21 protein-coding genes and 2 tRNA genes are annotated in these 23,338 nt (G+C 71.1%); 17 read left to right on the forward strand and 6 right to left on the reverse strand.

Translation table 11 applies throughout. From position 1 onward, the window contains the following. Positions 1-141 precede the first annotated feature (141 nt). From AB0G47_RS09255 to AB0G47_RS09275, 5 genes are all read left to right on the forward strand, one after another. Positions 142-1,728, forward strand: coding sequence for a hypothetical protein (locus AB0G47_RS09255; RefSeq protein WP_360765972.1), 1,587 nt, complete (start codon positions 142-144; stop codon positions 1,726-1,728). Beyond that, positions 1,725-3,077, forward strand: coding sequence for an AAA domain-containing protein (locus AB0G47_RS09260; RefSeq protein WP_360765974.1), 1,353 nt, complete (start codon positions 1,725-1,727; stop codon positions 3,075-3,077). The genes AB0G47_RS09255 and AB0G47_RS09260 overlap by 4 nt, the downstream gene beginning before the upstream one ends. A gap of 322 nt (positions 3,078-3,399) precedes the next feature. After that, on the forward strand, positions 3,400-3,753 hold the full coding sequence (locus tag AB0G47_RS09265; protein WP_360765977.1) for a hypothetical protein: 354 nt from the start codon (positions 3,400-3,402) through the stop codon (positions 3,751-3,753). 133 nt (positions 3,754-3,886) lie between these two features. Further along, positions 3,887-4,486, forward strand: a complete 600-nt coding sequence (locus tag AB0G47_RS09270; protein WP_360765980.1) for a hypothetical protein — start codon at positions 3,887-3,889, stop codon at positions 4,484-4,486. Continuing rightward, a tRNA-Lys gene (locus AB0G47_RS09275) sits at positions 4,477-4,550 on the forward strand. Before AB0G47_RS09270 ends, AB0G47_RS09275 begins: the two co-directional genes overlap by 10 nt. 102 nt (positions 4,551-4,652) lie before the next feature. Here AB0G47_RS09275 and AB0G47_RS09280 read toward each other — a convergent pair. Continuing rightward, positions 4,653-5,933 carry a M6 family metalloprotease domain-containing protein gene (locus AB0G47_RS09280; RefSeq protein WP_360765983.1) on the reverse strand — a complete coding sequence of 427 codons (1,281 nt, stop codon included), beginning with the start codon at positions 5,931-5,933 and terminating at the stop codon, positions 4,653-4,655. A gap of 339 nt (positions 5,934-6,272) precedes the next feature. Here AB0G47_RS09280 and AB0G47_RS09285 point away from each other — a divergent pair, with 339 nt between their 5' ends. After that, positions 6,273-8,084, forward strand: a complete 1,812-nt coding sequence (locus tag AB0G47_RS09285) for an EAL domain-containing protein (RefSeq protein WP_360765985.1) — start codon at positions 6,273-6,275, stop codon at positions 8,082-8,084. A gap of 3 nt (positions 8,085-8,087) precedes the next feature. On the opposite strand, the gene AB0G47_RS09290 is transcribed toward AB0G47_RS09285, so the two are convergent. The 3 genes from AB0G47_RS09290 to AB0G47_RS09300 all read right to left on the reverse strand — a co-directional run bounded on the left by AB0G47_RS09290 (position 8,088) and on the right by AB0G47_RS09300 (position 10,921). Beyond that, the gene (locus AB0G47_RS09290; RefSeq protein WP_360766567.1) at positions 8,088-9,179 is read right to left on the reverse strand and encodes an LLM class flavin-dependent oxidoreductase; all 1,092 of its coding nucleotides are present in this window, start codon (positions 9,177-9,179) and stop codon (positions 8,088-8,090) included. Positions 9,180-9,334: 155 nt separating this feature from the next. Then, positions 9,335-10,072, reverse strand: coding sequence for a decarboxylase (locus AB0G47_RS09295; protein ID WP_360765988.1), 738 nt, complete (start codon positions 10,070-10,072; stop codon positions 9,335-9,337). 12 nt (positions 10,073-10,084) lie between these two features. After that, positions 10,085-10,921 (reverse strand): decarboxylase, encoded by an 837-nt coding sequence (locus tag AB0G47_RS09300; protein ID WP_360765991.1) that lies wholly within the window; start codon positions 10,919-10,921, stop codon positions 10,085-10,087. A gap of 298 nt (positions 10,922-11,219) precedes the next feature. Between AB0G47_RS09300 and AB0G47_RS09305 the strand changes: the two genes are divergently transcribed. Beyond that, positions 11,220-12,209: a D-2-hydroxyacid dehydrogenase gene (locus AB0G47_RS09305; RefSeq protein WP_360765994.1), complete on the forward strand. Its 990-nt coding sequence runs from the start codon at positions 11,220-11,222 to the stop codon at positions 12,207-12,209. Positions 12,210-12,245: 36 nt separating this feature from the next. Next, positions 12,246-13,649, forward strand: a complete 1,404-nt coding sequence (locus tag AB0G47_RS09310) for an amidase (protein WP_360765997.1) — start codon at positions 12,246-12,248, stop codon at positions 13,647-13,649. Positions 13,650-13,705: 56 nt separating this feature from the next. Here the strand turns inward: AB0G47_RS09310 and AB0G47_RS09315 are convergent, their stop codons facing one another. Next, entirely contained in the window at positions 13,706-14,206 is a 501-nt protein-coding gene (locus AB0G47_RS09315; protein ID WP_360766000.1) for a DUF3830 family protein, read from the reverse strand. Positions 14,207-14,303: 97 nt separating this feature from the next. Between AB0G47_RS09315 and ehuB the strand changes: the two genes are divergently transcribed. From ehuB to AB0G47_RS09360, 9 genes are all read left to right on the forward strand, one after another. Then, positions 14,304-15,254, forward strand: coding sequence for an ectoine/hydroxyectoine ABC transporter substrate-binding protein EhuB (gene ehuB / locus AB0G47_RS09320; protein ID WP_360766003.1), 951 nt, complete (start codon positions 14,304-14,306; stop codon positions 15,252-15,254). After that, positions 15,251-15,991 carry an ectoine/hydroxyectoine ABC transporter permease subunit EhuC gene (gene ehuC, locus AB0G47_RS09325; RefSeq protein WP_360766006.1) on the forward strand — a complete coding sequence of 247 codons (741 nt, stop codon included), beginning with the start codon at positions 15,251-15,253 and terminating at the stop codon, positions 15,989-15,991. Before ehuB ends, ehuC begins: the two co-directional genes overlap by 4 nt. Continuing rightward, on the forward strand, positions 15,988-16,653 hold the full coding sequence (ehuD, locus tag AB0G47_RS09330) for an ectoine/hydroxyectoine ABC transporter permease subunit EhuD (RefSeq protein WP_360766008.1): 666 nt from the start codon (positions 15,988-15,990) through the stop codon (positions 16,651-16,653). Before ehuC ends, ehuD begins: the two co-directional genes overlap by 4 nt. Continuing rightward, positions 16,643-17,458: an ectoine/hydroxyectoine ABC transporter ATP-binding protein EhuA gene (gene ehuA, locus AB0G47_RS09335; RefSeq protein ID WP_360766011.1), complete on the forward strand. Its 816-nt coding sequence runs from the start codon at positions 16,643-16,645 to the stop codon at positions 17,456-17,458. Before ehuD ends, ehuA begins: the two co-directional genes overlap by 11 nt. A gap of 188 nt (positions 17,459-17,646) precedes the next feature. Next, complete coding sequence (locus AB0G47_RS09340) at positions 17,647-18,405, forward strand: IclR family transcriptional regulator C-terminal domain-containing protein (RefSeq protein WP_360766014.1); 759 nt, start codon at positions 17,647-17,649, stop codon at positions 18,403-18,405. A gap of 84 nt (positions 18,406-18,489) precedes the next feature. Next, a tRNA-Lys gene (locus AB0G47_RS09345) sits at positions 18,490-18,563 on the forward strand. A 133-nt stretch (positions 18,564-18,696) separates the two neighbouring features. After that, positions 18,697-19,962: a sensor histidine kinase gene (locus AB0G47_RS09350; protein ID WP_360766017.1), complete on the forward strand. Its 1,266-nt coding sequence runs from the start codon at positions 18,697-18,699 to the stop codon at positions 19,960-19,962. Continuing rightward, entirely contained in the window at positions 19,856-20,530 is a 675-nt protein-coding gene (locus AB0G47_RS09355) for a response regulator transcription factor (RefSeq protein WP_360766019.1), read from the forward strand. The genes AB0G47_RS09350 and AB0G47_RS09355 overlap by 107 nt, the downstream gene beginning before the upstream one ends. Before the next feature lie 380 nt (positions 20,531-20,910). Continuing rightward, entirely contained in the window at positions 20,911-23,031 is a 2,121-nt protein-coding gene (locus AB0G47_RS09360; RefSeq protein WP_360766022.1) for an MMPL family transporter, read from the forward strand. Here AB0G47_RS09360 and AB0G47_RS09365 read toward each other — a convergent pair. Beyond that, positions 23,006-23,287 carry a hypothetical protein gene (locus tag AB0G47_RS09365; protein ID WP_360766024.1) on the reverse strand — a complete coding sequence of 94 codons (282 nt, stop codon included), beginning with the start codon at positions 23,285-23,287 and terminating at the stop codon, positions 23,006-23,008. The two genes, AB0G47_RS09360 and AB0G47_RS09365, sit on opposite strands and share 26 nt — an antisense overlap. Between the last annotated feature and the right edge of the window lie 51 nt (positions 23,288-23,338).

Raw genomic sequence — 23,338 nt, forward strand, 5'->3', positions numbered from 1 at the left:
CCTGATCGACGGCCTCAGCCGCCCTCGCCGTCGGTCGGCGGCGAGCGTCCGATGCCGGGTGAACGGGTGGGTGGGCGGGGAGGATCCGCCGCGGAGCGGCGGCGTTGGCCACCGCGGTCCGCAGGCGAAAGAGGAGGCCCCGTGTCACTGATCGACAACCTCGCCCGTCTGGAGGCGGTGACTACCGGGCGCGCACAGCCGCGGGCGACCGTGAGACACCGGCACCTCTCCCAGCGCCCCCTGGTCCTCGTCCCCCTCACCACCGCCGGTGAAGCCGGTGCCCCCCTGGGCGCCCTCGTCGGCACGGAGCGCACCGCGCCCCGCCTCATCGCCGTACCCCAGCCCCGCGACCGCGACCTCCGGTTCACCTTCCTCTCCCAACTCGCGGACACCGTCCTGGAGTACGTCGATTCGTACGCCGAAGAGGTCGAGGCGGCGGAGCGCAGCGAGACGGATCCGGAGACCGGCAAGCGGGTGAAGGTGGAGGTCGAACTCTGCGCGGATGCCCCGCAGTTGATCGTCCCGAGCCGGGCCGGCATCGACTTCGTACGGCTCATCGGCCGTTCGACCCGCTTCCGCCGCACCGCCGAGCAGGACCCGGACGCGCCCTACCCCGCGCCGCCCCGCGTCCCCCTCCTCGGCCGCTGGCTGACGCACTTCGGGGAGCGTGCCCGTGTCCCGGGGTCCTCGCTCCTGACCGCCATGACCGATCTGCTCTCACGCCACTGGGCCACCGGCCAGAGCAGCCTGGAGGACCAGCACCTGGGCGCCCTCCTCGCCTGGATCGAGGCCCCGGACGGCACCTCCGGAGCCGACGCCGCGCTCCGCGCGGAGCTGGCGCGGGACAAGGACGGCCAGCTGCTCTGCCCGCCCGCGGGCCCCGCCACGGACCCCGCGTTCGACAACCGCCTGCTCGCCCCGGCCATCGAGCGCTACGACCGCGCACGCGGCGTCCTCGCCACCGCCGAGGACGGTGTCGAGGCAGACGCCCGACTCGCCGAACTGGCCGCCGCCGAGCGGGAGATCCGCGCCCTGATCGACAGCAGGACCCGTCCCACCTGGGACGCGGTGTGGCGCGGCCTTGACGCGCTGTGCACGCTCCCCGAGGCGCCGCACGCGGCGGACCGCTGGACCCGTGACCGCTGGTCGTTCACCGGCCACCGGGACCGCGTGACCGCGGGCGAACCCCCGCAGCCCCGCGTCGACGACGCGGTCACGGCGGCCAACAAGCTGGCCACCCGCGAGCGCGAACAGGCCAGGCTGGAGGCCCAGGAGGCGCTCGACGACCCCCTGGTGATGGCGGGCCGCCGGCTCGCCGGAGAGGCCTTCACCGGTGAGGTGACGGAGGTGGTCATGGCGTACAGCGAGAGCAAGAACCCGAGGCCGCGCCCCCTGGTCACGATCCGGACGGACGACCACCCGCACCTGGCCGAGCGCGCGAAGGTGTACCGCTCGCTCCAAGGCAAGCCGCAGACCGCCGAGTTCGTCGCGTACGAAGGTGGAGGCGCCGTCATCCTCCGCGTCACCGACAAGATGGGGCGCGGCAAGGAGCCCGACGCGGGCTCGGTGCCGGAGAAGGGCGACCGGATCTGCTGGACGCTCTTCGAGCACGAGCAGCGCGGCGGGCCGAAGCTGCCCGACCCCGAGGAAACCCCCTGGACGCATGGCGGCCCGCCGGGCGACGCCGCCGAGAGCCCCGATCCCGTGACTCCGGAGGACACCCTGTGAGTCCCGTAGCAGCCCCCTTCGACCCCGGCGCGGCAGCGGCCAGGGCCACGGACGCGATCCTGCACGACACGTTGCACGGCGCGCACCGGGGTGTCGTGGTCGACTCACCGCCGGGCGCGGGCAAGTCGACCCTCGTGGTCCGCGCGGCCCGCGAACTGGCCGCCGCGGGGCGCCCGTTGATGGTCATCGCGCAGACGAACGCGCAGGTCGACGACCTGGTCCTGCGGCTCGCCGAGAAGGACCCCGAGCTCCCGGTCGGCCGGCTGCACAGCAGCGATCCGGACGCGTACGACAAGGCACTGGACGATGTGCCGTCCGTGCGGACGTCCACGAAGGCCGCCGATCTTGCCGGGCTCGACGTGGTCATCTCGACCGCGGCGAAGTGGGCGCACGTCGAGGTCGCCAAGCTCGACGGCCCCTGGGGGCACGCCATCGTGGACGAGGCGTACCAAATGCGCTCGGACGCGCTGCTCGCCGTGGCCGGGCTCTTCGAGCGTGCACTGTTCGTGGGCGACCCGGGTCAGCTCGACCCGTTCTCGATCGTCGGCGCCGAGCAGTGGGCGGGCCTCGCGTACGACCCGTCGGCGTCCGCGGTGACGACGCTGCTCGCACACAATCCGGGGCTGCCGCAGCACCGCCTGCCGGTGTCCTGGCGCCTCCCGGCGTCGGCGGCGCCCCTCGTGTCGGCGGCCTTCTACCCGTACACGCCGTTCCGCAGCGGCACGGACCACGGCGAGCGGAGGCTCGACTTCGGGGTGCCGTCGGACGGTTCAGGGCCCGACCGGGTGATCGACGAGGCGGCGGAGTCGGGCTGGGGCCTGCTCGAGCTGCCCGCGCGGAACACGCCGCGTACGGACCCGGAGGCCGTACGGGCGGTGGCCCAGGTCGTCCGCCGCCTCCTGGACCGGGGCGGCGCGGCCACCTCGGAGCGCGGCCCGGACCCCACGCCGCTGACCGCCGACCGCATCGCCGTCGGCACCGCGCACCGCGACCAGGCGGCGGCGGTGCGCGCGGCCCTCGCGGACCTGGGGGTCGCGGACGTCACGGTGGACACGGCGAACCGGCTGCAGGGCCGCGAATTCGACGTGACGGTGGTCCTGCACCCGCTCTCCGGCCGCCCGGACGCCACCGCCTTCCACCTGGAGACGGGCCGCCTCTGCGTCCTGGCATCCCGCCACCGCCACGCCTGCATCGTGATCTGCCGCGCGGGCGTCAGCGAACTCCTGGACGACCACCCGTCGACGGAACCGGTCCAACTGGGCGTGACGGTGAAGTTCCCGGACGGCTGGGAGGCGAACCACGCCGTGCTCGCCCGGCTCGCGGAGCACCGGGTGGCGTGGCGACCGTGACCGGCACTTGGGCGCCCGCCCACCCGGCACCGACACATCCCGCCGCCCACGCCGGACGGAGTCCGGCACGCCGCCGGAGGCGGCCAATGAATACAGCCCGGACGGCTGGGAAGCGAACCACGCAGTCCTGGCCCGCCTGGCGGAGCACCGGGTGGCCTGGCGGCCATGACCAGCGCCCCGAAGGGGCGCGAGGAACTGCGCGACCAGCCACAAAGTACCCGCACACGAATCCGCACAGCCCGCGGAGCGAAAGGCCCTCTTGCGCGGCACGAGACAATGGAAGACGGCCCCATGGCCGGAAACCGTACGAGGAGGAAGAACCATGGCGGAGCCCGAGCGGCCCCGGTCCGAACAGCGTCTGCGACCCGCGCCCCTGCTCTTCGAGCCCACGGAGGCGGCCGCCGACCCGGAGCACTTCTTCGACCTGGAGTCGATGGAGGACCCCCGTGAGCTGCTCGACCGCGCCACCGAGCTGACCCACGCCTTCCGTGCCGCGACGGACCGGTCGATCGAGTTCCAGGCCATCGCGGCCGCCCAGCTCGCCGACCCGCGCCGCTTCGACCGCCTCACGCACGCGGCGATCGCCGAGCGCGCGCAGTGGACCGAGGACTACGCGAAGAAGATGGTCGAGTTCGGCCGGGACCTGCTGCGCGGGACCGGCGCGAGGGACGCCTGATCCGACGCCTCTCCCGCCAACAAGATCACGGGGCATATGCCAAGGGGGCAAGATACTCCCCTCGCCCCCCTCTTGTCCCGATTTCCCATAACTCTCAGAAATGGAACGCCCACTACCGGTAGATGTATCTGCCATGAGCAGCACGCATCTCCACCCGGCCCCCGTCAGCGACGTCACCACCGAGGGAGCTGCCTGGCTCGCCTCTACGGAAACGTATCCGCACAGCACGCTCATCCACTGGCGCGCCCGCCCCACCGCCCCGGCCGTACTCCCCTGCGGCACCGTTTTCGACGTGGTGAGCGTCCCCGCGGTCTTCGGGCGCCGCATGCTCGACCGCTTATGGGACGAGGGCCCCGGCTCGGGCCCGGTCGCCGAGCACCGCGGCCGCATGCTGCTCTTCGCCTCCCCCGGCACCGCCCACCGGCTGCCCTCGCTGCTCGAGTGGGAGGAGTGGGGCCGCGCCGTCCCCTCGGCGCTCTGCCACGGCACGGGCGACGCGGTGACGGTGCCGCCGCTCACCGCAGGACAGTGCGGTACGCCCACCGCGGGACGCCTCGATTCCCGCTGGCTCGTCGCCCCCGACACCCGGCATCCCTGGCTTCCGGGACCCGAGGTGATGCTCTGGGCCTGCGTCCGCGCGGCCCGCGCCACGGCGGGCTCCGCGGTCCGTATATCGATTTTTCCTGGCGGCGATCAGGATGCTAAGGTCTACGACGTCAGCAGGCGCCGCTAGCTCAGTTGGTTAGAGCAGCTGACTCTTAATCAGCGGGTCCGGGGTTCGAGTCCCTGGCGGCGCACAGACGGTGAGAAGCCCCTCGCGGAAGCGAGGGGCTTCTTGCGTGTCGGCGGACCGTGATTCACCGGACCGTGATCACAGGACCGTGATCACCGGGCCATGCTCACCGGGCCGAGATCTTCACCGTCCAGGCCCCCGTGGCCGTCCGCCCCTCGACCTCGATCCGCACGTCGGCGTCCGGCACCGTGAAGCTCTCCCCCACCCCCACCGGCGCGTCCGCGAGCGGCGGATACACCGAGTCGCCCCAGCAGGCCTCCGTGTCCGGGTGGGCGTCGACGACCTCGACCGGGCCGCCGCCGGACGGCGCCTCGTTGCGTACGTGATAGACGAGCACGCCCTCGCTGCAGGTCGCGTGGTCGTTGCCCTCGGCGCCCCGGGCCTCGATCGCGATCGCGCTGTCGCGGCCCGTGCGGACCACCGCCAGCTTGGTGCCGCCGACGCCACCGCGCGCCGGCCTGACCGACAGCGGCTCCAGGGTCAGCCGCCGCTCCCCGCCCGACACGCACACCACCTGCCGCGGGTCCAGCCAGCCGAGCTTCCACTTGTGCCAGCCGAAGAGGTCGGGGGAGAGCCCGAACTGGCTGCCCATGACGTCCCAGTCGCCGACGTACGTGTCCCAGTCGCCCTTGCCGTCGGTCGGCCGGTGGTAGAGATCGGGCAGGTCGAAGACGTGGCCCGTCTCATGGGCCAGGACGTTGCGGTCCGGCGGGTGCCGCTCGAAGACCGTCACGATGCGCTTGATGTCGGAGCCGTCGGCCCGCATCGGACGGTCGAAGTTGACGACCTTCGTCGCGTCCGAGTCGACGCCGGGCGCGTCCGGGTCGGCGACGAGGTAGACGACGTCGTAGCGGGAGAAGTCGACGCCCGGGTCGGCCGCGGCCACCGCGTCGCGCAGATAGGCGCTGCGCCGCGACGCGTTCCAGTCGCGCTCTATGGCGTACGAGGTGGAGTCCTCCGGCATCTCGACCCACTCGCGCCGCGGATGCGGGCGCAGCGCGAACTTGCCGTACGAGGCGCGGTCGAAGAAGTCGCTGGTGGCGGGGAAGTAGTCGGCCGCGAGCTCATCGGGCTCGGTCAGTGGCGGGGAGTCGGGGAAGGAGAGGAAGATCATCACCGCGTGGAGGGTCCGGTCCGGGCGGGGATAGGCGCCGTTCCAGCTGTCGAGGCCCTCCGAGTGGTGGGCCGATGTGCGCTGCAGGGCGCACGGACCCGCCGTGGTCTTGGCGGTGGCGGGCCCCGCGACCAGACCGGTGGCGGCAAGAGCGGTCAGGGACGTGAGGGCGGCGGCCGTGCTGCGCAGCCGGGGTCTCTCCCCTCCACGGGTGAGTCCCCAGGGGGGTAGCTGACGCGGCACGTCGACCTCCGGGTGCGGAATACGGGGCATCCCACCTACCCTGAGGTGCTTTAATCACATTCGCCCTGTTTGCCTGGACCAGCCGGGTGAGGAGTACGTCCGAGCGCTCACGGAACGTCACAAGTTGTCGTCGCGCGAAGGAAGCGACGCAGGGGCGAGCAGAAACGATCTGTCGCCCGGCGCGCCCCGGTACCGGCCCGGCGCTCGCACCGGCTCCGCGCACCCCACGGCCGCCACGCGACGCCATGCTGCGGCTGGAAGCGCCCGCTGGCCTGCCCCTATGATCGGCACTCTTTCCCGCGCGGGCCAGGCCTCGCCGACCCTGCGCGTGCCCGGCCTCGCCGAACAACTGCACTGCGGGAGCAAGCGGTGAACGGAACGTCTAAAGGCCCCCTGTCCACAGCGGTCACAGCAGTCACAGCGCCCGGCCTCGCCCGGGCGCCCCTCACGGAGCGTGGCCGCCGCGAGCCGGCCGATCACCGGGCCGCCTTCGCCGCCGCCCCGCTCGCCCTCGCCGTGGTCGACGCCGAAGGCCTCGTCATGGACGCCAACGACGCGCTCGCCGAACTGCTCGGCGAGTCCCCGGACGAGCTGAGCGGCCGCCTCGCAGCCGATCTGGTGGATCTGGCGTCGGACGCCCGCACCTGGCACGCGTACCGCGAAGTGCTCCGCGGCCGCCAGGCGAAGCTGCGCTGCACCCGGCGCCTGAAGCACCCCGACGGGCACTCCCTGTGGGTGCAGCTCACCGTCTCCCCCATGCCCGGCGGCCGCACGGTGCTGCTCGCCGCCACGGACATCAGCGCGCGCCGCGAGCTCCAGGCGCGGCTCCGCCACCTCCAGATGCACGACCCGGTGACCCGGCTGCCCAACCGCAGCCTGTTCTTCGAGCGGCTCGCCGGGGCGCTGGAAGCGGGTGCGTACGACGACACGGGCACCGGACGGGTCGGCCTGTGCTACCTCGACCTCGACGGGTTCAAGGCGGTCAACGACACCCTCGGCCACCGGGTCGGCGACCGGCTCCTCGCTGCGGTCGCCGAGCGGCTCACGCGGTGCGCCGACGACGCCGGGTACGGCAGGACCGCGGCGCCGCTGGTGGCGCGGCTCGGCGGCGACGAGTTCGCGCTGCTGGTGGAGGACTCCACGGGCACCGACCAGTTGGCGGATCTCGCCGACACGGCGCTCAAGGCGCTCCAGGCCCCATTCGACCTGTCGGGCCAGCGGCTGTCCGTGTCGGCGTCCATCGGCGTCGTGGAGCGGCGGGCCACCGGGACCACGGCCACCTGCCTGATGCAGGCTGCCGACACGACGCTGTACTGGGCGAAGGCCGACGGCAAGGCCCGCTGGACGCTCTTCGACCCCGAGCGCAACGCCCACCGCATGACCCGCCAGGCGCTTGCCAGTTCACTGCGTCCCGCCGTCGACCGGGGCGAGTTCGTCCTGGACTACCAGCCGCTGGTGGGCCTCGACGACGGCCGGCTGCACGGGGTGGAAGCGCTCGTGCGGTGGCAGCATCCGCAGTTCGGACTGCTCACGCCGAATCGGTTCATCGGATTGGCGGAGGAAGACGGTTCGATCGTCCAACTGGGCCGCTGGGTACTGCGTACGGCGTGCCGCCAGGCCCGGCAGTGGCAGCTGGACCACCCGGAGCGGCCGCCGGTCTTCGTGAGCGTCAATGTCGCCGTGCGCCAGGTGTGGGACTCCGACCTGGTCGCCGACGTCGCGGAGATCCTCGCCGAGACGGGGCTCGCCCCCGAACTCGTACAACTGGAGCTCACCGAGTCCGCCGTGATGGGCTCGGCGGGGCGGCCGCTTCAGGCGCTGCAGTCGCTCAGCGACATGGGAGTGCGCATCGCCATCGACGACTTCGGCACGGGGTACTCGAACCTGGCGTATCTGAGCCGGCTCCCGGTGTCCGTCCTGAAGCTGGACGGATCTTTCGTACGGGGTTTCCAGTACGACGCGGAAGCCGGCGAGGCGCACATCAACCCCGCCGACGAGATCATCGTGGAGGCCCTGGTGCAGCTCGCGCACCGGCTCGGGCTCACGGTGACCGCGGAGTGCGTGGAGACCGCGTCCCAGGCCTCGCGGCTGCGGGGGATCGGGTGCGACACGGGTCAGGGGTGGCTGTACTCCCGGCCCGTGGCGCCGGATCGTATCTCCGCGTTGCTCGCCGGGACGTGACGGCTATCCCTTGGGCAGTCCGTACTCGTCCGCGATGAGTTCGTAGCTGCGCAGGCGGAGTTCGCCGCTGTGCGCGTTGGCCGTGATCATCAGCTCGTCGGCGCCGGTGCGCTTGGCGAGGTCGTCGAGGCCGGTGCGGACCTGGTCGGCGGTGCCGTGGATGACGTTGGAGTTCCAGCTCCTGACGAAATCCCGCTCCATCTCCGTGAACTCGTGCGTCTCGGCCTCCTCGGGGGTGGGGACGAGGCCGGGGCGGCCGGTGCGCAGCCGGACCATGTTCAGGGCGGCGGCCATGATCTGGCGGCGGGCCTCCTGCTCGTCGTCCGTGGCGAGGGCGGATACGCCGATGAGGGCGTACGGGGCGTCGAGGACCGCGGAGGGCTTGAACGACTCGCGGTAGAGGTCGAGCGCCGGGACCGTGTTCTGCGCGGAGAAGTGGTGCGCGAAGGCGAAGGGCAGGCCGAGCGCTCCGGCGAGGCGGGCGCTGAAGCCGGAGGAACCGAGCAGCCAGATCGGCGGGCGGTTCGGGGACTGGACGCCGCCGGGCGAGGTGGCCTGAACGGGGCCGGGTACGGCGTGGATGCGGGCGTAGGGATGCCCGTCGGGGAAGTCGTCGTCGAGGAAGCGGGTGAGCTCGGCGAGCTGCTCGGGGAAGTCGTCCGCGCCTTCGTTCAGGCGGTCCGTCCTGCGGAGCGCGGCCGCGGTGGCGCCGTCCGTGCCGGGGGCGCGGCCGAGGCCCAGGTCGACGCGGCCCGGGGCCATCGCCTCCAGGGTGCCGAACTGCTCCGCGATGACCAGGGGGGCGTGGTTGGGGAGCATGACGCCGCCGGAGCCCAGGCGGACGCGGGTCGTGTGGGCCGCCAGATGGGCGAGGATCACCGCGGGCGACGAGGAGGCGACTCCCGGCATGGAGTGGTGCTCGGCCACCCAGTAGCGGTGGTAGCCGCGGGTCTCCGCGAGGCGGGCGATGTCCACGCTGGTCCGCAGCGCCTGGGTGGCCGTGCGGCCGGCGCCCACGGTCACCAGGTCCAGGACGGACAGCGGAACGGGGGCGGTTCCCTGCCGGGTGCCTCGGATGTCGTCGGTCGGGTCCACGGTCACGGTGCCCTGCCTCCTGCTGGGGTGAGTTCTTGCTCCGCAGGGTGCGAACAGGAGGGTGGCTCCGGTTTATTCCTTCGGCTTTCCGTGGGTGGGGCGGAAAGATTTTCCCGCCCACCCACCCGATTGCCCCGCAGGGAGAGCGGGGAGAGCTAGCCCTTCACCTGGACCAGCGGCTCCTTCGTGAACAAGGCCCCCAGCGTGGGCGCGTTCACCCTTCGCGTCGCCAGGCGCAGGGCCTCCCAGACCGTCACCTGGTTGGCCGTCAGGACCGGCTTTCCGATTTCCTTCTCCAGGTCACGGACGTACGCCGCCGTGTGCAGTGCCGTGTCCGGGAGCAGCACCGCCTCCGCATCGGGGTGGTCGCCCGCCAGGGCCATCGCCTTGACCTCCTCCCAGCCCCACGTGCCGACCTCCGCCGCCGTGATGATGCCGCTCCCGCGCGTCGAGACGACCTCGATCTTCGCCGCCTTCAGGAACGCGGCGAAGTGCCCCGCCACGTCCTCCGGATACGTCGCCGCGATCGCGACCCGGGTCGCGCCCACCTCACGTACCGCATGGGCGAAGGCGAACGACGTGCTGGACGCCGGGAGACCCGCCGCCCGGGCGAGCGCGCGGACCTGGTCGTGCGCGCCCTCCCAGCCGAAGACGAAGCTCGCGCTGGTGCACGCCCACACCACCGCCTCCGCGCCGGACAGGCGCAGCTCCTCGACGCCCGCAGCGAGCCGCTTCGGCGAGCCCATCTCCAGGAGCGCGTCGACCCGGTGCGCGTCCTCTCCGATGTCCGTGTGGACGACCTGCAGACGGATGTCACTGCCCAGCATCTGCTCCATGCGGGGGTAGTCGTCCTCAGCCGAGTGACCCGGGTAGAGGAAACCAAGTGCGGTCACTTCCAGCCTCCTTCAAGGCAGCGGTGGTGGTCCTTCGGGCAGCCCCTGGGGCGGGTCGAGCGGCATGGCGTCCGGCACCGCGCCGGGACCGGGGACGGTGCCCGCGCCCGGCCTCGCGCTCGGGGTGATCAGCGCCTGGTAGGGCCCTACCGCATGCGTACCCAGCCGGCGGAGGGCGGACCACATCGTCACCTGGTTCGCGGAGATGACCGGAACCCGCAGCTCGGCCTCCAGCTGCGGGATGACGTCGTACGTGGGGAGGTTGGTGCAGCTGATGAACAGCGCGTCGACGCCGCCCTGCACCGCACGCCGCGCCATGTCGGCCACGTCCCGGTAGGGCACCTTCCAGATGTGCCTGGTCAGGCCCAGATAGGCGCGGCCGATGACGGTCACCCCGGCCTCGGCCAGATAGTCCTCGAGGGACTGGGTGACCGACCAGGTGTAGGGCGTGACGAGGGCGATGCGCCGCGCCCCCAGGTCGTCGAGCGCTTCGAGCAGCGCGCCCGACGTCGTGACGGAGGTGACCGCGCCTTCGCGGGTCATCGCCTCGCACATCGCCCGCTCACCGGCGATGCCGCCGACGAAACTGCCCGACGTACAGGCGTACGCCAGGACTTCCGGCTCGGCGGCGCTCAGCGCGCGGACCGCCTCGCCGAGCGTCTCGTGCTCGCTGACCAGGCGCGCCAGGTCGAGGCTGACCTCGACGGGCACGTACGGAGTGCGTGTCAGATGGAGGGAGACCTCGTCGGGAACCCAGCGCCAGAGTTCCCGGTCGAGGGCGAAGTCGAAAGGGGCGACGACACCTACACCGCGCTGAGGGTGTGGTCCGCCGAGGAAGGAGACGTCCATGAGCAGGCCCCAAGTTCGTGCGTGCGTGCATTGGAGGGACCGGCCGGGGGCCGGGAGATGATGCGGAACCGGCGACGCGCCGGGACGTCGGGACGGGGCAAGATGCGCCGAGAAAGCGCTACAGAGAGTGCTACGACCTCGTACGGAGAGTACTCAGTAATGGGGTGCTTGTGATAGAGCACCTCTGTTGACGAAGGTAGTTTCAGGTGCGAGCGTGGTCAATCCGCGCATCTCAGACGGCCCTGGCCGACACGTATCTCAGGGAAGCGGACTCTCATTGCGAAACGGTTTCTCCCGGATGTCCGATTCGACACCCGATGCGGCGGCTGATGCCGCGGCCGCCACTGTCCTCGTCCTCGACGCCCCCTCCCCCGCCCCGCCGCCCCGCCTCGGCAGCCTCACCGGGCGCGCCCGGATCCTGCACGCGGACGCGGACACCCTCGCGGAGCAACTTCCGCTCGCCGATGTGCTGCTGGTGTGGGACTTCCTCTCGGACGCGGTGCGCGACGCCTGGCCCGGCGAGGGCCCAAGACCCCGCTGGGTGCACACCGCGAGCGCGGGCGTGGACCGCCTCATGTGCCCCGAACTGGCCGCATCCGACACCGTGGTCACCAACGCCAGGGGCGTCTTCGACCAGCCGATCGCCGAGTACGTGGCCGCGCTCGTCCTGGCGATGGCCAAGGACCTGCCGCACACCCTCCGGCTCCAGGGCGAGCGGACCTGGCGGCACCGCGAGTCCCAGCGGGTGGCCCGCACGCGCGCGTGCGTGGTGGGTTCGGGCCCGATCGGGCATGCGATCGTCCGTACGCTGAAGGCGCTGGGGATCATCACGGCGCTGGTGGGCCGCAAGGCGCAGCACGGCGTGCACGGCGCCGAGGAGCTGGACCGGCTCATGGCGCGCGCCGACTGGGTGATCTGCGCGGCGCCGCTGACGGACGCCACGCGCGGCATGTTCGACGGGCGGCGGTTCGGCATGATGCAGCCCTCCGCGCGCTTCATCAACATCGGGCGCGGCGCGCTCGTCGTCGAGGACGATCTCGCGGCGGCCCTGGCGAACCGGTGGATCGCGGGCGCGGCGCTCGACGTCTTCGAGCACGAGCCGCTGCCCGCGGACAGCCCGCTGTGGACGGCACCGGGGCTCATCGTGTCGCCGCACATGAGCGGGGACACGGTGGGCTGGCGCGATGAACTGGGCGCGCAGTTCGTCGAGTTGTACGAGGAGTGGGCGGCCGGGCGGCCCCTGTCGAACGTGGTCGACAAGAAACGTGGGTATGTACCCGGGCATTGATCCACGGCCCCATCCCCTCTGCACCGAGGAGCGTGCATGACCGAGCTCACGGATCTCTCCGCCGGGCAACTCGTCGACGGCTATCGCAAGGGTGAATTCAGTCCGGTCGACGCGACACGGGCCGCGCTGCGCAGGGCCGAGGAGGTGCAGCCCGCCGTGAACGCGTTCGTGCGCATCGACGCCGACGAGGCGATCGCGGCGGCCGACGCAAGTGCGGAGCGGTGGCGGCGGGGCGAGCCGCGGGGTCTGGTCGACGGGGTTCCTGTCTCCGTCAAGGACCTCCTGCTGCAGCGCGGCGGGCCCACGCTGCGGGGCTCCAAGACCGTGCGCATGGAAGGAAGTTGGGACGAGGACGCGCCTTCGGTGGCCCGGCTTCGGGAGCACGGCGCGGTGTTCATCGGCAAGACGACGACGCCCGAGTTCGGCTGGAAGGGCGTCACGGACAGCCCGCGGAACGGGGTCACGCGCAATCCGTACGATCACTCGCGCACCGCCGGCGGATCGAGCGGCGGCAGCGCGGCCGCCGTGGCGTACGGCGCCGCGCCGGTGTCCCTGGGCACGGACGGCGGCGGCTCGGTGCGTATCCCCGGCGCGTTCTGCGGGATCTTCGCGCTGAAGCCGACGTACGGAAGGGTGCCGCTGTATCCCGCTTCGGCGTTCGGCACCCTCGCGCACGTCGGGCCGATGACTCGGGACGCGGCGGACGCGGCGCTCCTGATGGATGTGATCAGCGGCCCCGACTGGCGGGACTGGTCGCAGCTGGGCCCGGTCGCCGGCAGCTTCCGGGCGGGCATCGAAGGCGGCGTACGCGGTCTGCGCATCGCCTACTCGCCCTCGCTCGGCGGCCAGGTGGCGGTGCGGCCGGCGGTCGCGTCGGCGGTGCGGCGCGCGGTGGAGTCGCTGGCCGCGCAGGGTGCGTACGTCGAGGAGACCGACCCCGATTTCTCGGACCCGGTGGAGGCTTTCCACACCCTGTGGTTCAGCGGCGCGGCGCGGGTGACGCAGCATCTGTCGCCCGCACAGCGGGAGTTGCTCGACCCGGGGCTGCGGGAGATCTGTGCGCGGGGCGCGCGCTACAGCGCGCTCGAGTATCTGGCGGCGGTCGACGTACGGATGGAGCTCGGCCGCCGGATGGGCCGTTTCCACTCGACGTACGACCTGCTCGTCACTCCCACGCTGCCGATCACCGCGTTCGAGGCGGGAGCGGAGGTACCGAAGGGTTCCGGCCATCGGCGGTGGACGGGGTGGACGCCGTTCACCTACCCCTTCAACATGACGCAGCAGCCGGCGGCAACGGTGCCCTGCGGGGTGGACGGCGAGGGTCTGCCGGTCGGGGTGCAGATCGTGGCGGCGCGGCATGCGGACGCGCTGGTCCTGCGGGCCGCGCATGCGCTGTACGAGGCGGGCAGCGCGGGAATCGCGCCGCCCGCGGTGAGCTGACCTTCAGGCGCGGCCTTCAGGCGCGGCCTTCAGACCCGGCCTTCAGACCCGGCCTTTCAGGCCCTGCGGAAGTTCAGCGTCTCCCCCTGCGCGCCCCCGCGCCACAGGTCGTTGCAGGCCTCGGCCATCTGGTCGAGGCCTTCGACGACCTGGCCCCAGACGATGCCGGGGACCCAGCCGACGTCGCCGTTGAGGAGCAGGTTGTTGCGCTCGTAGAAGAGGGCGAGGTCGACGACGGTCGCCCCTGCCTTGACGTCGGCGGCCGGTTCGTACCCATAGGCCTGGGTACCCAGCTGCGTACCGTTGAAGGAGAAATAACAGAGGTCTCCGGGGATGGGCGTGACGGTCGGGTTCTCCAGGGGCGGCTCGCGGTCCGCGAAGGCCGGAAAGAGGGCGTAGATCTCATTGCGGGCGTACTTCGCGTGATAGACGTCCTCGCCCAAAGGGAGTGCGTCCCACACCGCCGCGCAGGTGATCGGCGCCCGGTCGTCGAGCAGCTTTGCCGTGCACTGAACTCCCCGCTTGGCGAGGGAGACTTCGATGTATCGGTCTGCCATGTGTCCCATGCTCCTCCCAGGGTCAAGAGGACAACGATTGCATCAGGGGCCGAAATTGGCCCGCATATCTCGTGTCGAGTCGGGTAGCCGCGCGCCCATGGCTCCACCACTTTGGAACGACGCAGAGAGCAATGAGACAGAGGGCGCCCGGACACACGGCACGGGAGCGAGTGCGGTACCCAAGAACGCCGGGGTCCGACGGCGATCGCTGCTGTTCGGAGCGGCTGCGGTCGGCGCGGTGGGCGCGCTCGGCGCCGCGGGCTGCAGCAAGGTGCCCACGGGCGACACGCTGGCGCGCCTGAAGTCCCAGGGCACGGTGCGCCTCGGTATCGCGGGTGAGGCACCTTACGGGTACATCGACGAGGACGGTGCGTTCACGGGGGAGGCGGTGGAACTCGCCAAGTTGATCTTCAAGCGCCTCGGGATCGACAGTGTGCAGCCCGTGGCGACCGAGTTCGGCTCGCTCATCCCGGGCCTGACCACGCAGCAGTTCGATGTCGTCTCGGCGGGGATGTACATCAACAAGGAGCGGTGCCAGCAGGTCATCTTCTCGGACCCCGAGTATCAGATGCTGGACTCGTTCATCGTCCCCAAGGGCAACCCGAAGAAGCTCTTCAACTACCAGGACGCCTTCAAGGCCAAGGCGAAGATGGGCACGGGACCCGCGTACGCGGAGATCGAGTACGGAGTCGCCGCGGGCTACAAGCGGGACGACATCTCCATCTACCCGGACCCGGTCGCCGGCATGAACGCCGTCGAGGCCGGCCGCATCGACTTCTTCGCGGGCACCGCGCTGACCGGCCGTGGCGTGGTCCGCAAGAGCAAGAAGGCAGAGGCCACCGAGGCGTTCGCGCCGATCGTCGACGGCGAGAAGCAGATCGACGGCGGCGGCTTCACCTTCCGGCCCACCGACACGGAACTGCGCGACGCCTTCAACGTGGAGATCCACAAGATGAAGAAGAGCGGCGAGCTCTTCCGCATCCTGAAGCCGTTCGGCTTCACCAAGGACGAGATGACCACGCTGACCGCAGAGGAGCTGTGCAAATGACAGCGGGACTGTGGGAACACTGGGTTCTGCCCGGTATCTGGATCACCATCCAGCTGACGATCTACAGCGCGGCACTCGCGACGGCCGTCGCCTTCGGCGTCGGCATGGCGCGCACCCACCGGCTGCGCACGGTGCGCTTCCTGGCCGGTTTCTACACCGAGGTCTTCCGCGGCACCTCTTCCCTGGTGCTGATGTTCTGGATCTTCTTCGTCCTGCCGCAGCTGATCGGCTGGGCGCTGGTCCCGATGTGGGCGGCCGTGCTCGCGCTCGGACTCTCCTACGGTGCGTACGGCGCCGAGATCGTGCGCGGCTCGCTCAACTCGGTGGCACCGGCCCAGCGCGAGGCGGGGGTCGCGCTGAGCTTCTCCCCGTGGCAGCGGATGCGGCTGATCCTGCTGCCGCAGGCCATCCCGGAGATGATCCCGCCGTTCTCGAACCTGCTTGTCGAGCTGCTCAAGGGCACCGCCCTGGTGTCGCTGCTCGGCATCGGTGACGTGTCCTTCGCCGCGAACCTGGTGCGCCTTGCGACCACCGAGAGCCTGGAGATCTACTCGATCACCCTGGTCATCTACTTCGTGATCGCGTTCGTGCTGACCCGCGGGATGCGCTCTCTGGAGCGCAAGACCAAGGCGGGGATAGGGCAGAAGCCCGAGTCCCGGGGCCTGATGTCCAAGCTCAACTGGCGTCAGGAGATGCAAGTTTCACAGATCCCGAAGGGCGGGGGAACGGGCGCATGAACAACGGTACTGACAAGTGGGACTGGGATGCGGTCGCCGACTTCATGCCGCACTTCTGGGACGGCCTGCTCACCACCCTGCAGATCCTCGCCCTCGGCTCGCTGATCTCCTTCTCGGTCGGCCTGGTGTGGGCGCTCGCGTTCCGCGCGCCCAGCCGCTTCGTGCGCTGGCCGGTCGGCATCATCACCGAGTTCATCCGCAACACTCCGCTGCTCGTGCAGCTGTTCTTCCTGTTCTTCGTGCTGCCGGAGTGGGACATCCAGTTCTCCGCGCTGACGACCGGCATCATCGCGATCGGCCTGCACTACTCGACGTACACCGCGCAGGTCTACCGCGCGGGCATCGAGGCCGTGCCCGCCGGGCAGTGGGAGGCGGCCACCGCGCTGAGCCTGCCCTACCGCCACACGTGGACCGCGGTGATCCTGCCGCAGGCCATCCGCCGCGTGGTCCCAGCGCTCGGCAACTACGTCATCGCGATGCTGAAGGACACCCCGCTGATCGCCAGCATCGGCGTCCTGGAGCTGCTGCAGCGCTCGCGCCTGCAGGCCGCGGAGACCTTCCAGTACACCGAGCCGCTGACCGTCATCGGCATCGCCTTCATCCTCATCGCCTATCCCGCCTCCCTCCTCATCCGAGCCCTGGAGCGTCGTCTTGTCGTCTGAGAACACCACCAACAAGGAATCGGCCAACCCGGCGGTGGACGGCAGCGAGCTGATCCGCTTCGACAAGGTCACCAAGAGGTTCGGTTCGAACACCGTCCTGGACGAGCTCGACTTCTCGGTGGACTCGGGCAAGCACGTCACGCTGATCGGCCCCTCCGGATCCGGCAAGACCACGATCCTGCGGCTGCTCATGACCCTGATGAAGCCCGAGGAGGGCACGATCAAGGTCGGCGGGCGTTATCTCACCCACGAGGAGAAGAACGGCAAGCTCGTCCCGGCGAGCGAGAAGTACGTCCGCGAGGTCCGCAAGAACATCGGGATGGTCTTCCAGCAGTTCAACCTCTTCCCGAACATGAAGGTGCTGCGCAACATCACGGAGGCCCCGGTCACCGTGCTCGGCCTGTCCAAGGACGAGGCCGAGGAGCGGGCGCGCGGGCTCCTGGAGCTGGTCGGGCTCACCGAGCACATCGACAAGTACCCGAACCAGCTCTCCGGCGGCCAGCAGCAGCGCGTGGCCATCGCGCGCGCTCTCGCGATGCGCCCGCAGGTGCTGCTCCTGGACGAGGTCACGTCCGCGCTCGACCCGGAGCTGGTGGCCGGTGTCCTCGACGTCCTCAGGGACATCGCGCACACCACGGACATCACGATGCTCTGCGTGACCCACGAGATGAACTTCGCCCGTGACATTTCGGACCAGGTCCTGATGTTCGACTCGGGCCGGGTCATCGAATCCGGGACGCCGGAGAAGATCTTCACCGAACCCGAGCACGAGCGGACCCGGGAGTTCCTGAGCGCAGTCCTGTGACTCCCCGCCGTAATCGCCCAGGCTATGGCCTTGGGTGGTGACTCTGGCATATGTCAGGGTGGCGCGTTCCTGCTGAGAGGGCCGGAACGCGCCACCAATCTTCCCAACAGCCGCTCCTTATCGGCCTCTTGGCGGCTATCGTGGGACGGAGCCCAGCTGTCCGGAACCGTTCCACGCAGGGGGAAGCCGTGGCGCTGAAGCATGAGCCGACCACGCCGCAGCGCTCGGTGCAGAGCGCACTCCGAGTGCTTGAGATCGTCGCCCGGCGGGGAGCCGGAGTGACCGACACCGAGCTCGCCCGCCAGACCGGCCTTCCCGCACCGCAGCTGACCACCCTGCTGCGGATGCTGCGCCGCGAGGGTTACGTCGAGCAGATCACCGACGGTGCGTACGTCACCGGAGAATCCCTCAACCGCCTCGGCTCGGCCCACCGCCGTGACCAGGCACTGCGCCAGAAGCTCAAGGAGACCCTGGACGGCCTCCGTGACTCGATCGGCGCCGCCGTCTACATCAGCCGGTACGAGGACGGCGAAATCAAGATCACCGACTTCGCGGACGGCCCCGGCACGCCCAAGGTCAACGAGTGGGTGGACTTCCGGTCCTCCGCGCACGCCAGCGCGGTCGGCAAGAGCCTGCTGACCCAGCTCGACCTGAACGGCCGGCGCGATCATCTCTCCCGCCACAAGATGGCCCGCCTCACCTCGCGGACGATCACCAACGAGCGGGTCCTGCTCAACCACCTCGCCGCCCAGCCCGCCACGGTCCCCGTCCTCGACCTCCAGGAGTACGCGGTCGGCACGGTCTGCGCCGCCGTCCCCATCACCGCGGGCTCCGCGGTCGGCTGCCTCGCCCTCTCCCTGCCGGTGGAGCACGCGCACCGGCTGCGGGAGGCCGCGGACACGCTGAATCGCGGGGCGGCGCCGGTGCTGCTCTCGCTTGCGATCTAGGGGCGGCGCCGGAGCCGCCACCGGGGACCGTCCGGCGCGGTCCGGAGCACCCTCCGGGACCAGGTATTATTTTTGAGTCAGCAGGCGCCGCTAGCTCAGTTGGTTAGAGCAGCTGACTCTTAATCAGCGGGTCCGGGGTTCGAGTCCCTGGCGGCGCACAGACGGTGAGAAGCCCCTCGCGGAAGCGGGGGGCTTCTCGCGTATATCCCTCGCATATCCCTCGCACCGGTGAGGACAGCTCCCGGCGGGCGTCGCGATACTGGCACGGCCTCCTGCCCCGAGGAGTCCGTCATGCCGAGCTTCAAGGCTCAGTGGTCCGCTCGTCCGTACGTCGTCGACACCGCGCTCGCCGCCCTCGTGCTCTGCGCCGTCTCGCTGCAGTTCCTCTTCCCCGAGGAGGGCGGCGACGAGCTGACCTGGGGCGGGTTCGCGCTCGGTGCGGGGACCGCGGTGCCGCTGGTGTGGCGGCGGCGCGCCCCCTTCGGCTGCGCCGCCGTGATCGCCTTCTTCACGCCCGCCATGGCGCTCCACCACCGGCCGCCGCCCGACGTCTGCTTCGGCGGAATGGTCGCCCTCTACACCGTGGCCGCCATCGGCTCGCCCTGGAAACGGCGCGTCATGCTCGCCGGCTGGCTGACGGGGGCCGCCGTCACCATGGCCTTCAAAGAGCACGCCGAGCCGTACGAGTACCCCTTCCACCTGCTCACCCTCATCAGTGCGTACGCCCTCGGAGCCTTCGCCCGCGTCCAGCGCGCCTACACCGCCGCGATCGAGGACCGGGCCCGGCGGCTCGAACGGGAGCGGGCCGGCGAGACGGCGCGGGCGGTCACCCAGGAGCGGGCCAGGATCGCGCGCGACATGCACGACATCCTCGCCCATGCGGTGAGCCTGATGGTCGTCCAGGCGGAGGCGGGGCCCGTCGTCGTCCGCAGCGATCCGGCCCGCGCGGAGGGGGCGTTCGACGCGATCGCGGGGGCGGGGCGCGACGCGATGGTGCAGTTGCGGCGCATTCTGGGGGTGCTGCGGGAGCCTTCCGTTCCCGGCGGGCTCGGGCCGCAGCCTACGCTCGCCGCGTTGCCGGAGCTGGCGGTGGTGGTCGAACAGGCGGGCGTGCAGGTCGAGTTGGGGACGAGCGGGGCTCCTCGGCCGTTGCCACCGGACGTCGAGGTGGCCGCGTACCGCATCGTCCAGGAAGCGCTGACCAACTGCGTCAAGCATGCGGCGGCCCAAGAGGTTCGTGTCCAACTGGGGTGGGGGGATGAGGAGTTGGTGATCACGGTCGTCGACGACGGGACAGGAACTGCCGCCGCCGACGGCCGGTCCGGGGCGGGGCACGGGCTCATCGGGATCCATGAACGCGCCGCCGCCTGCGGAGGCACCGCCGAAGCCGGGGACGGACCCGACGGCGGATTCCGTGTCGCCGCGCGGCTGCCCACGGCATCCTTGGGGGATGAGCATCCGGGTGGTGGTCGCCGACGACCAGGAGCTGGTGCGCAGCGGCTTCTCGATGATCCTCGAGGCACAGCCCGACATCGAGGTGGTGGCGGAGGCGGGTGACGGCGCGGAGGCGGTGGCCGCGGTGCGCCAACACGCCCCGGACGTGCTGCTGTTGGACATCCGGATGCCGGGCACCGACGGCATCGAGGCGGCCCGTCAGGTGTGCGCGCGGACCAGCTGCCGGGTCGTCATGCTGACCACCTTCGACCTTGATGAGTATGTGTACGAGGCGCTGTACGCGGGAGCGAGCGGCTTCCTGCTCAAGGATGTCCGCAGGGACGATCTGGTGCACGCGGTGCGGGTGGTGGCCGCGGGGGACTCGCTCCTTGCCCCCTCGGTGACGCGGCGCCTGGTGGCGGACGTGGTCCAGCGGCGGCGGGCCGCGCTCGGCGCCGCGCCCGTGTCGCCGTCCGAACGCCTCGCGGTCCTCACCGCGAGGGAGGAGGAGACGCTGCGGTTGCTGGCCCGTGGGCTCTCCAATGCGGAGATAGCGGCGGCTTTCGTGGTGAGCGAGCACACCGTGAAGACGCACGTCAGCAATGTCCTGTCCAAGCTGGTGCTGCGGGATCGGGTGCAGGCTGTCATTTGCGCGTACGAGGTGGGGCTGGTGGTGCCGGGGGAGGGCTAGCCGCGGCCGTGGCTCGGCACCAGGGCTCCGCCTCGGATCCCGCTCAAAACCGCCGCTTCGCGGCGGATCTTTCCCGCCCACCCACTCGATTGCCCCGCAGCGGCCCGGTCTGCCCACGCGCCGTCGTCGGCTGCGCCGCCGTACCGCCGCTTCGCGGCGAAAGCTTTCCCGCCCGCCCACCCTTTCAGCCCGTCCGGCGTTTGAGGACGAACTCGCCGAAGGCGGTGATCTACGGCCACCTCGCGGAACGCTCCTCCCCCGCCCGACCGACACCTAGCCCCCGCGAGGGACCCCGCAAGACCACCCCCCGCGGCGATCCCCCGCCGCGTCGGCGCCGCGACTCTGAGGGACGGTAACCCGGACCGCCCCAAGGAGAGGCCATGCTCGCCACCCTCGCCCGCACAGCCACCCGCCGCCCCCGCACAGTGATCCTCACCTGGCTGCTCCTCCTCGTCCTGGGCCTCGGCTTCGGGACCCGGGTCTTCGGCGATCTCACGTCGACCGTCGAGGACGTCCCCGGCAGTGAATCCGTCGTGGCGGACGAACTGCTCGGCAGGCTCACCCCGGACGGCGACTCCATCAACGCCGTTCTCTCCGGAGCCGACGTCGAGTCCACGGGGGTCCGCGCGCAGGTCGCGGACGCCGTCACCGACGTACGGAAGCAGCCCGGCATCGCCCGGGTGCCGGACCCCTACGCCGCCCGCGGCCTCGTCGCCGAGGACGGCAGGGCGCTCCTGATCCCCGTCACCCTCAAGGGCGGCCTCGACGACGACGCCGAGGAGGAGGCGGTCGGCGACGCGGCCGACCGGATCCGTGAGATCGGCGCCGCCGATGTCGCCGTCAGCGGCGGCCCGCTGCTCGGCGAGCAACTCGGCGGCCGGGCCCAAGAGGACGTCGCACGGGCCGAGTTGATCACCCTGCCCGCCGTCCTCATCGTCCTGCTGCTGATCTTCGGCGGGCTGCGGGCCGCCGGACTTCCGCTCCTGGTGACCGTCAGCGGCGTCGCCGGCGCCTTCCTGACCCTCTACGGGTTCAGCCAGTTCACCGAGATCTCCGTCTACGCCATCCAGATCGTCACGATGCTCGGGCTCGGACTCGCCGTCGACTACGCCCTGTTGATGGTGATGCGGTTCCGTGAGGAGCGCGGGAAGACCGACGATGTGGCGCGGGCCGTGCACGCGACCGTCGCCCGCGCCGGACGCACCGTCCTGTTCTCCGGGCTCACCGTCGCCATCAGCCTCTCCGGGCTCGTCTGGTTCGCCAGCCCGTTCCTGCGCAGCATGGGTCTCGCCGCCGGCGCGGTGGTCGTCGTCGACATGCTGGCCGCGCTGACCCTGCTGCCCGCGCTGCTCGCCCTGTTCGGCGGCAAGATCGCACGGCAGAAGGGCAAGCCGGCCGCCGGGTCCAGTGCCTTCTTCGCCCGTGTCGCGCTCTTCTCCGCGCGCCGTCCCGTGGCCGTCGGCACCGCCGTGATCGCCGTCCTCGCCGTTCTCGCGCTGCCCGCCTTCGGGATGCGGATCAACATCGGCGACGCGCGGCAGCTGCCGGAGAGCACCGAGGCGCGGCAGTTGTACGACACCGTGCGCGAGCACTATCCGGCGGGGACGGACACCGATCCGGTGCAGGTGCTCATCAGGCCGGGGGCGGAATCCGGCTACGACGGCGCGATCCGGGCCCTGCCCGGCATCGCCGCGGCCGAGAGCGAGCGGCTCCCCGACGGGACCACGCTGCTCGAACTCACCCCTGCCGGCTCCGTCGACGGGCCCACCGCCACCCGCCTCGTGGAGGACATCCGCGACCTGCGCGGCGCCGATCCCGTCGAGGTCACCGGGAACGCCGCGAGCCTCGTCGACTTCCGCTCGATGCTCGCCGAGCGCGCGCCCTGGGCCGTACTCACCGTCCTGACCGGCCTGTTCGCCCTGCTCTTCGCCTTCACCGGGTCACTGCTGATTCCACTTCGTACGCTCCTGACCACCCTGCTCAGCCTGGGCGCGGCGCTCGGCGTCGTGGTGTGGGTGTTCCAGGACGGGCATCTGGCGGGGGTGCTCGGCGGTGAAGGGCTCGGTGCCCTTAGCCTGACCGCGCCGCCGCTGATCATCGCGATCGCGTTCGGACTCGCCATGGACTACGAGCTGTTCATCCTGTCCCGGATGCGGGAGAGCCGCCTGGAGACGGGGGACGACCGCGCCGCCGTCGTCGAAGGGCTGCGCCGCTCGGGGCGCGTCGTCAGCTGTGCGGCGCTGCTGCTCGCGATCGTCTTCGGCGGCTTCATGACCGGCGGGTTCTCACCGATCCTGCAGATCGGCCTCGGTCTGACGCTCGCGGTCCTCATCGACGCCACGGTCGTCCGGATGCTGCTCGTACCGGCGACGATGACGCTGCTCGGGCGCCGCGCCTGGTGGGCGCCGCCGTCGCTGCGGCGCATCCATCGGCGGTACGGGCTCCGCGAGGCGCCGCCCGCCGGCGAGGTGCCGGTCAGGCAAGCACCACCCAGTCCATGACGAGCGCCGCCACCAGGCCGACGGCGAGCAGATAGCTGCCGAGCCGGGTCCTGCCCCGCCTGCTGAGTTCGATCACCAGGCCGCAGAGGACGAGCAGCAGCCCGTACACCCCCACGACCAGGACGGACGAGCGGCTCGCCAGGCGTAGGGCGAGCACCACGGCCGCCGCGGCCATCAGTACCGAGGCCGCGGCGATCCGTATGCGCCGGGCCTGGCTCGGGGTGAGACCTGCCCTCATCTGGTCTGACGTGCTCATGGTTATGGATCGTAATCGACCATGCCGGTGGCCACTGCAAGGATCTGGACA

The organism is Streptomyces sp. NPDC021622 (assembly GCF_040640795.1).
In the GTDB taxonomy this organism is placed as follows: Bacteria; Actinomycetota; Actinomycetes; order Streptomycetales; family Streptomycetaceae; genus Streptomyces.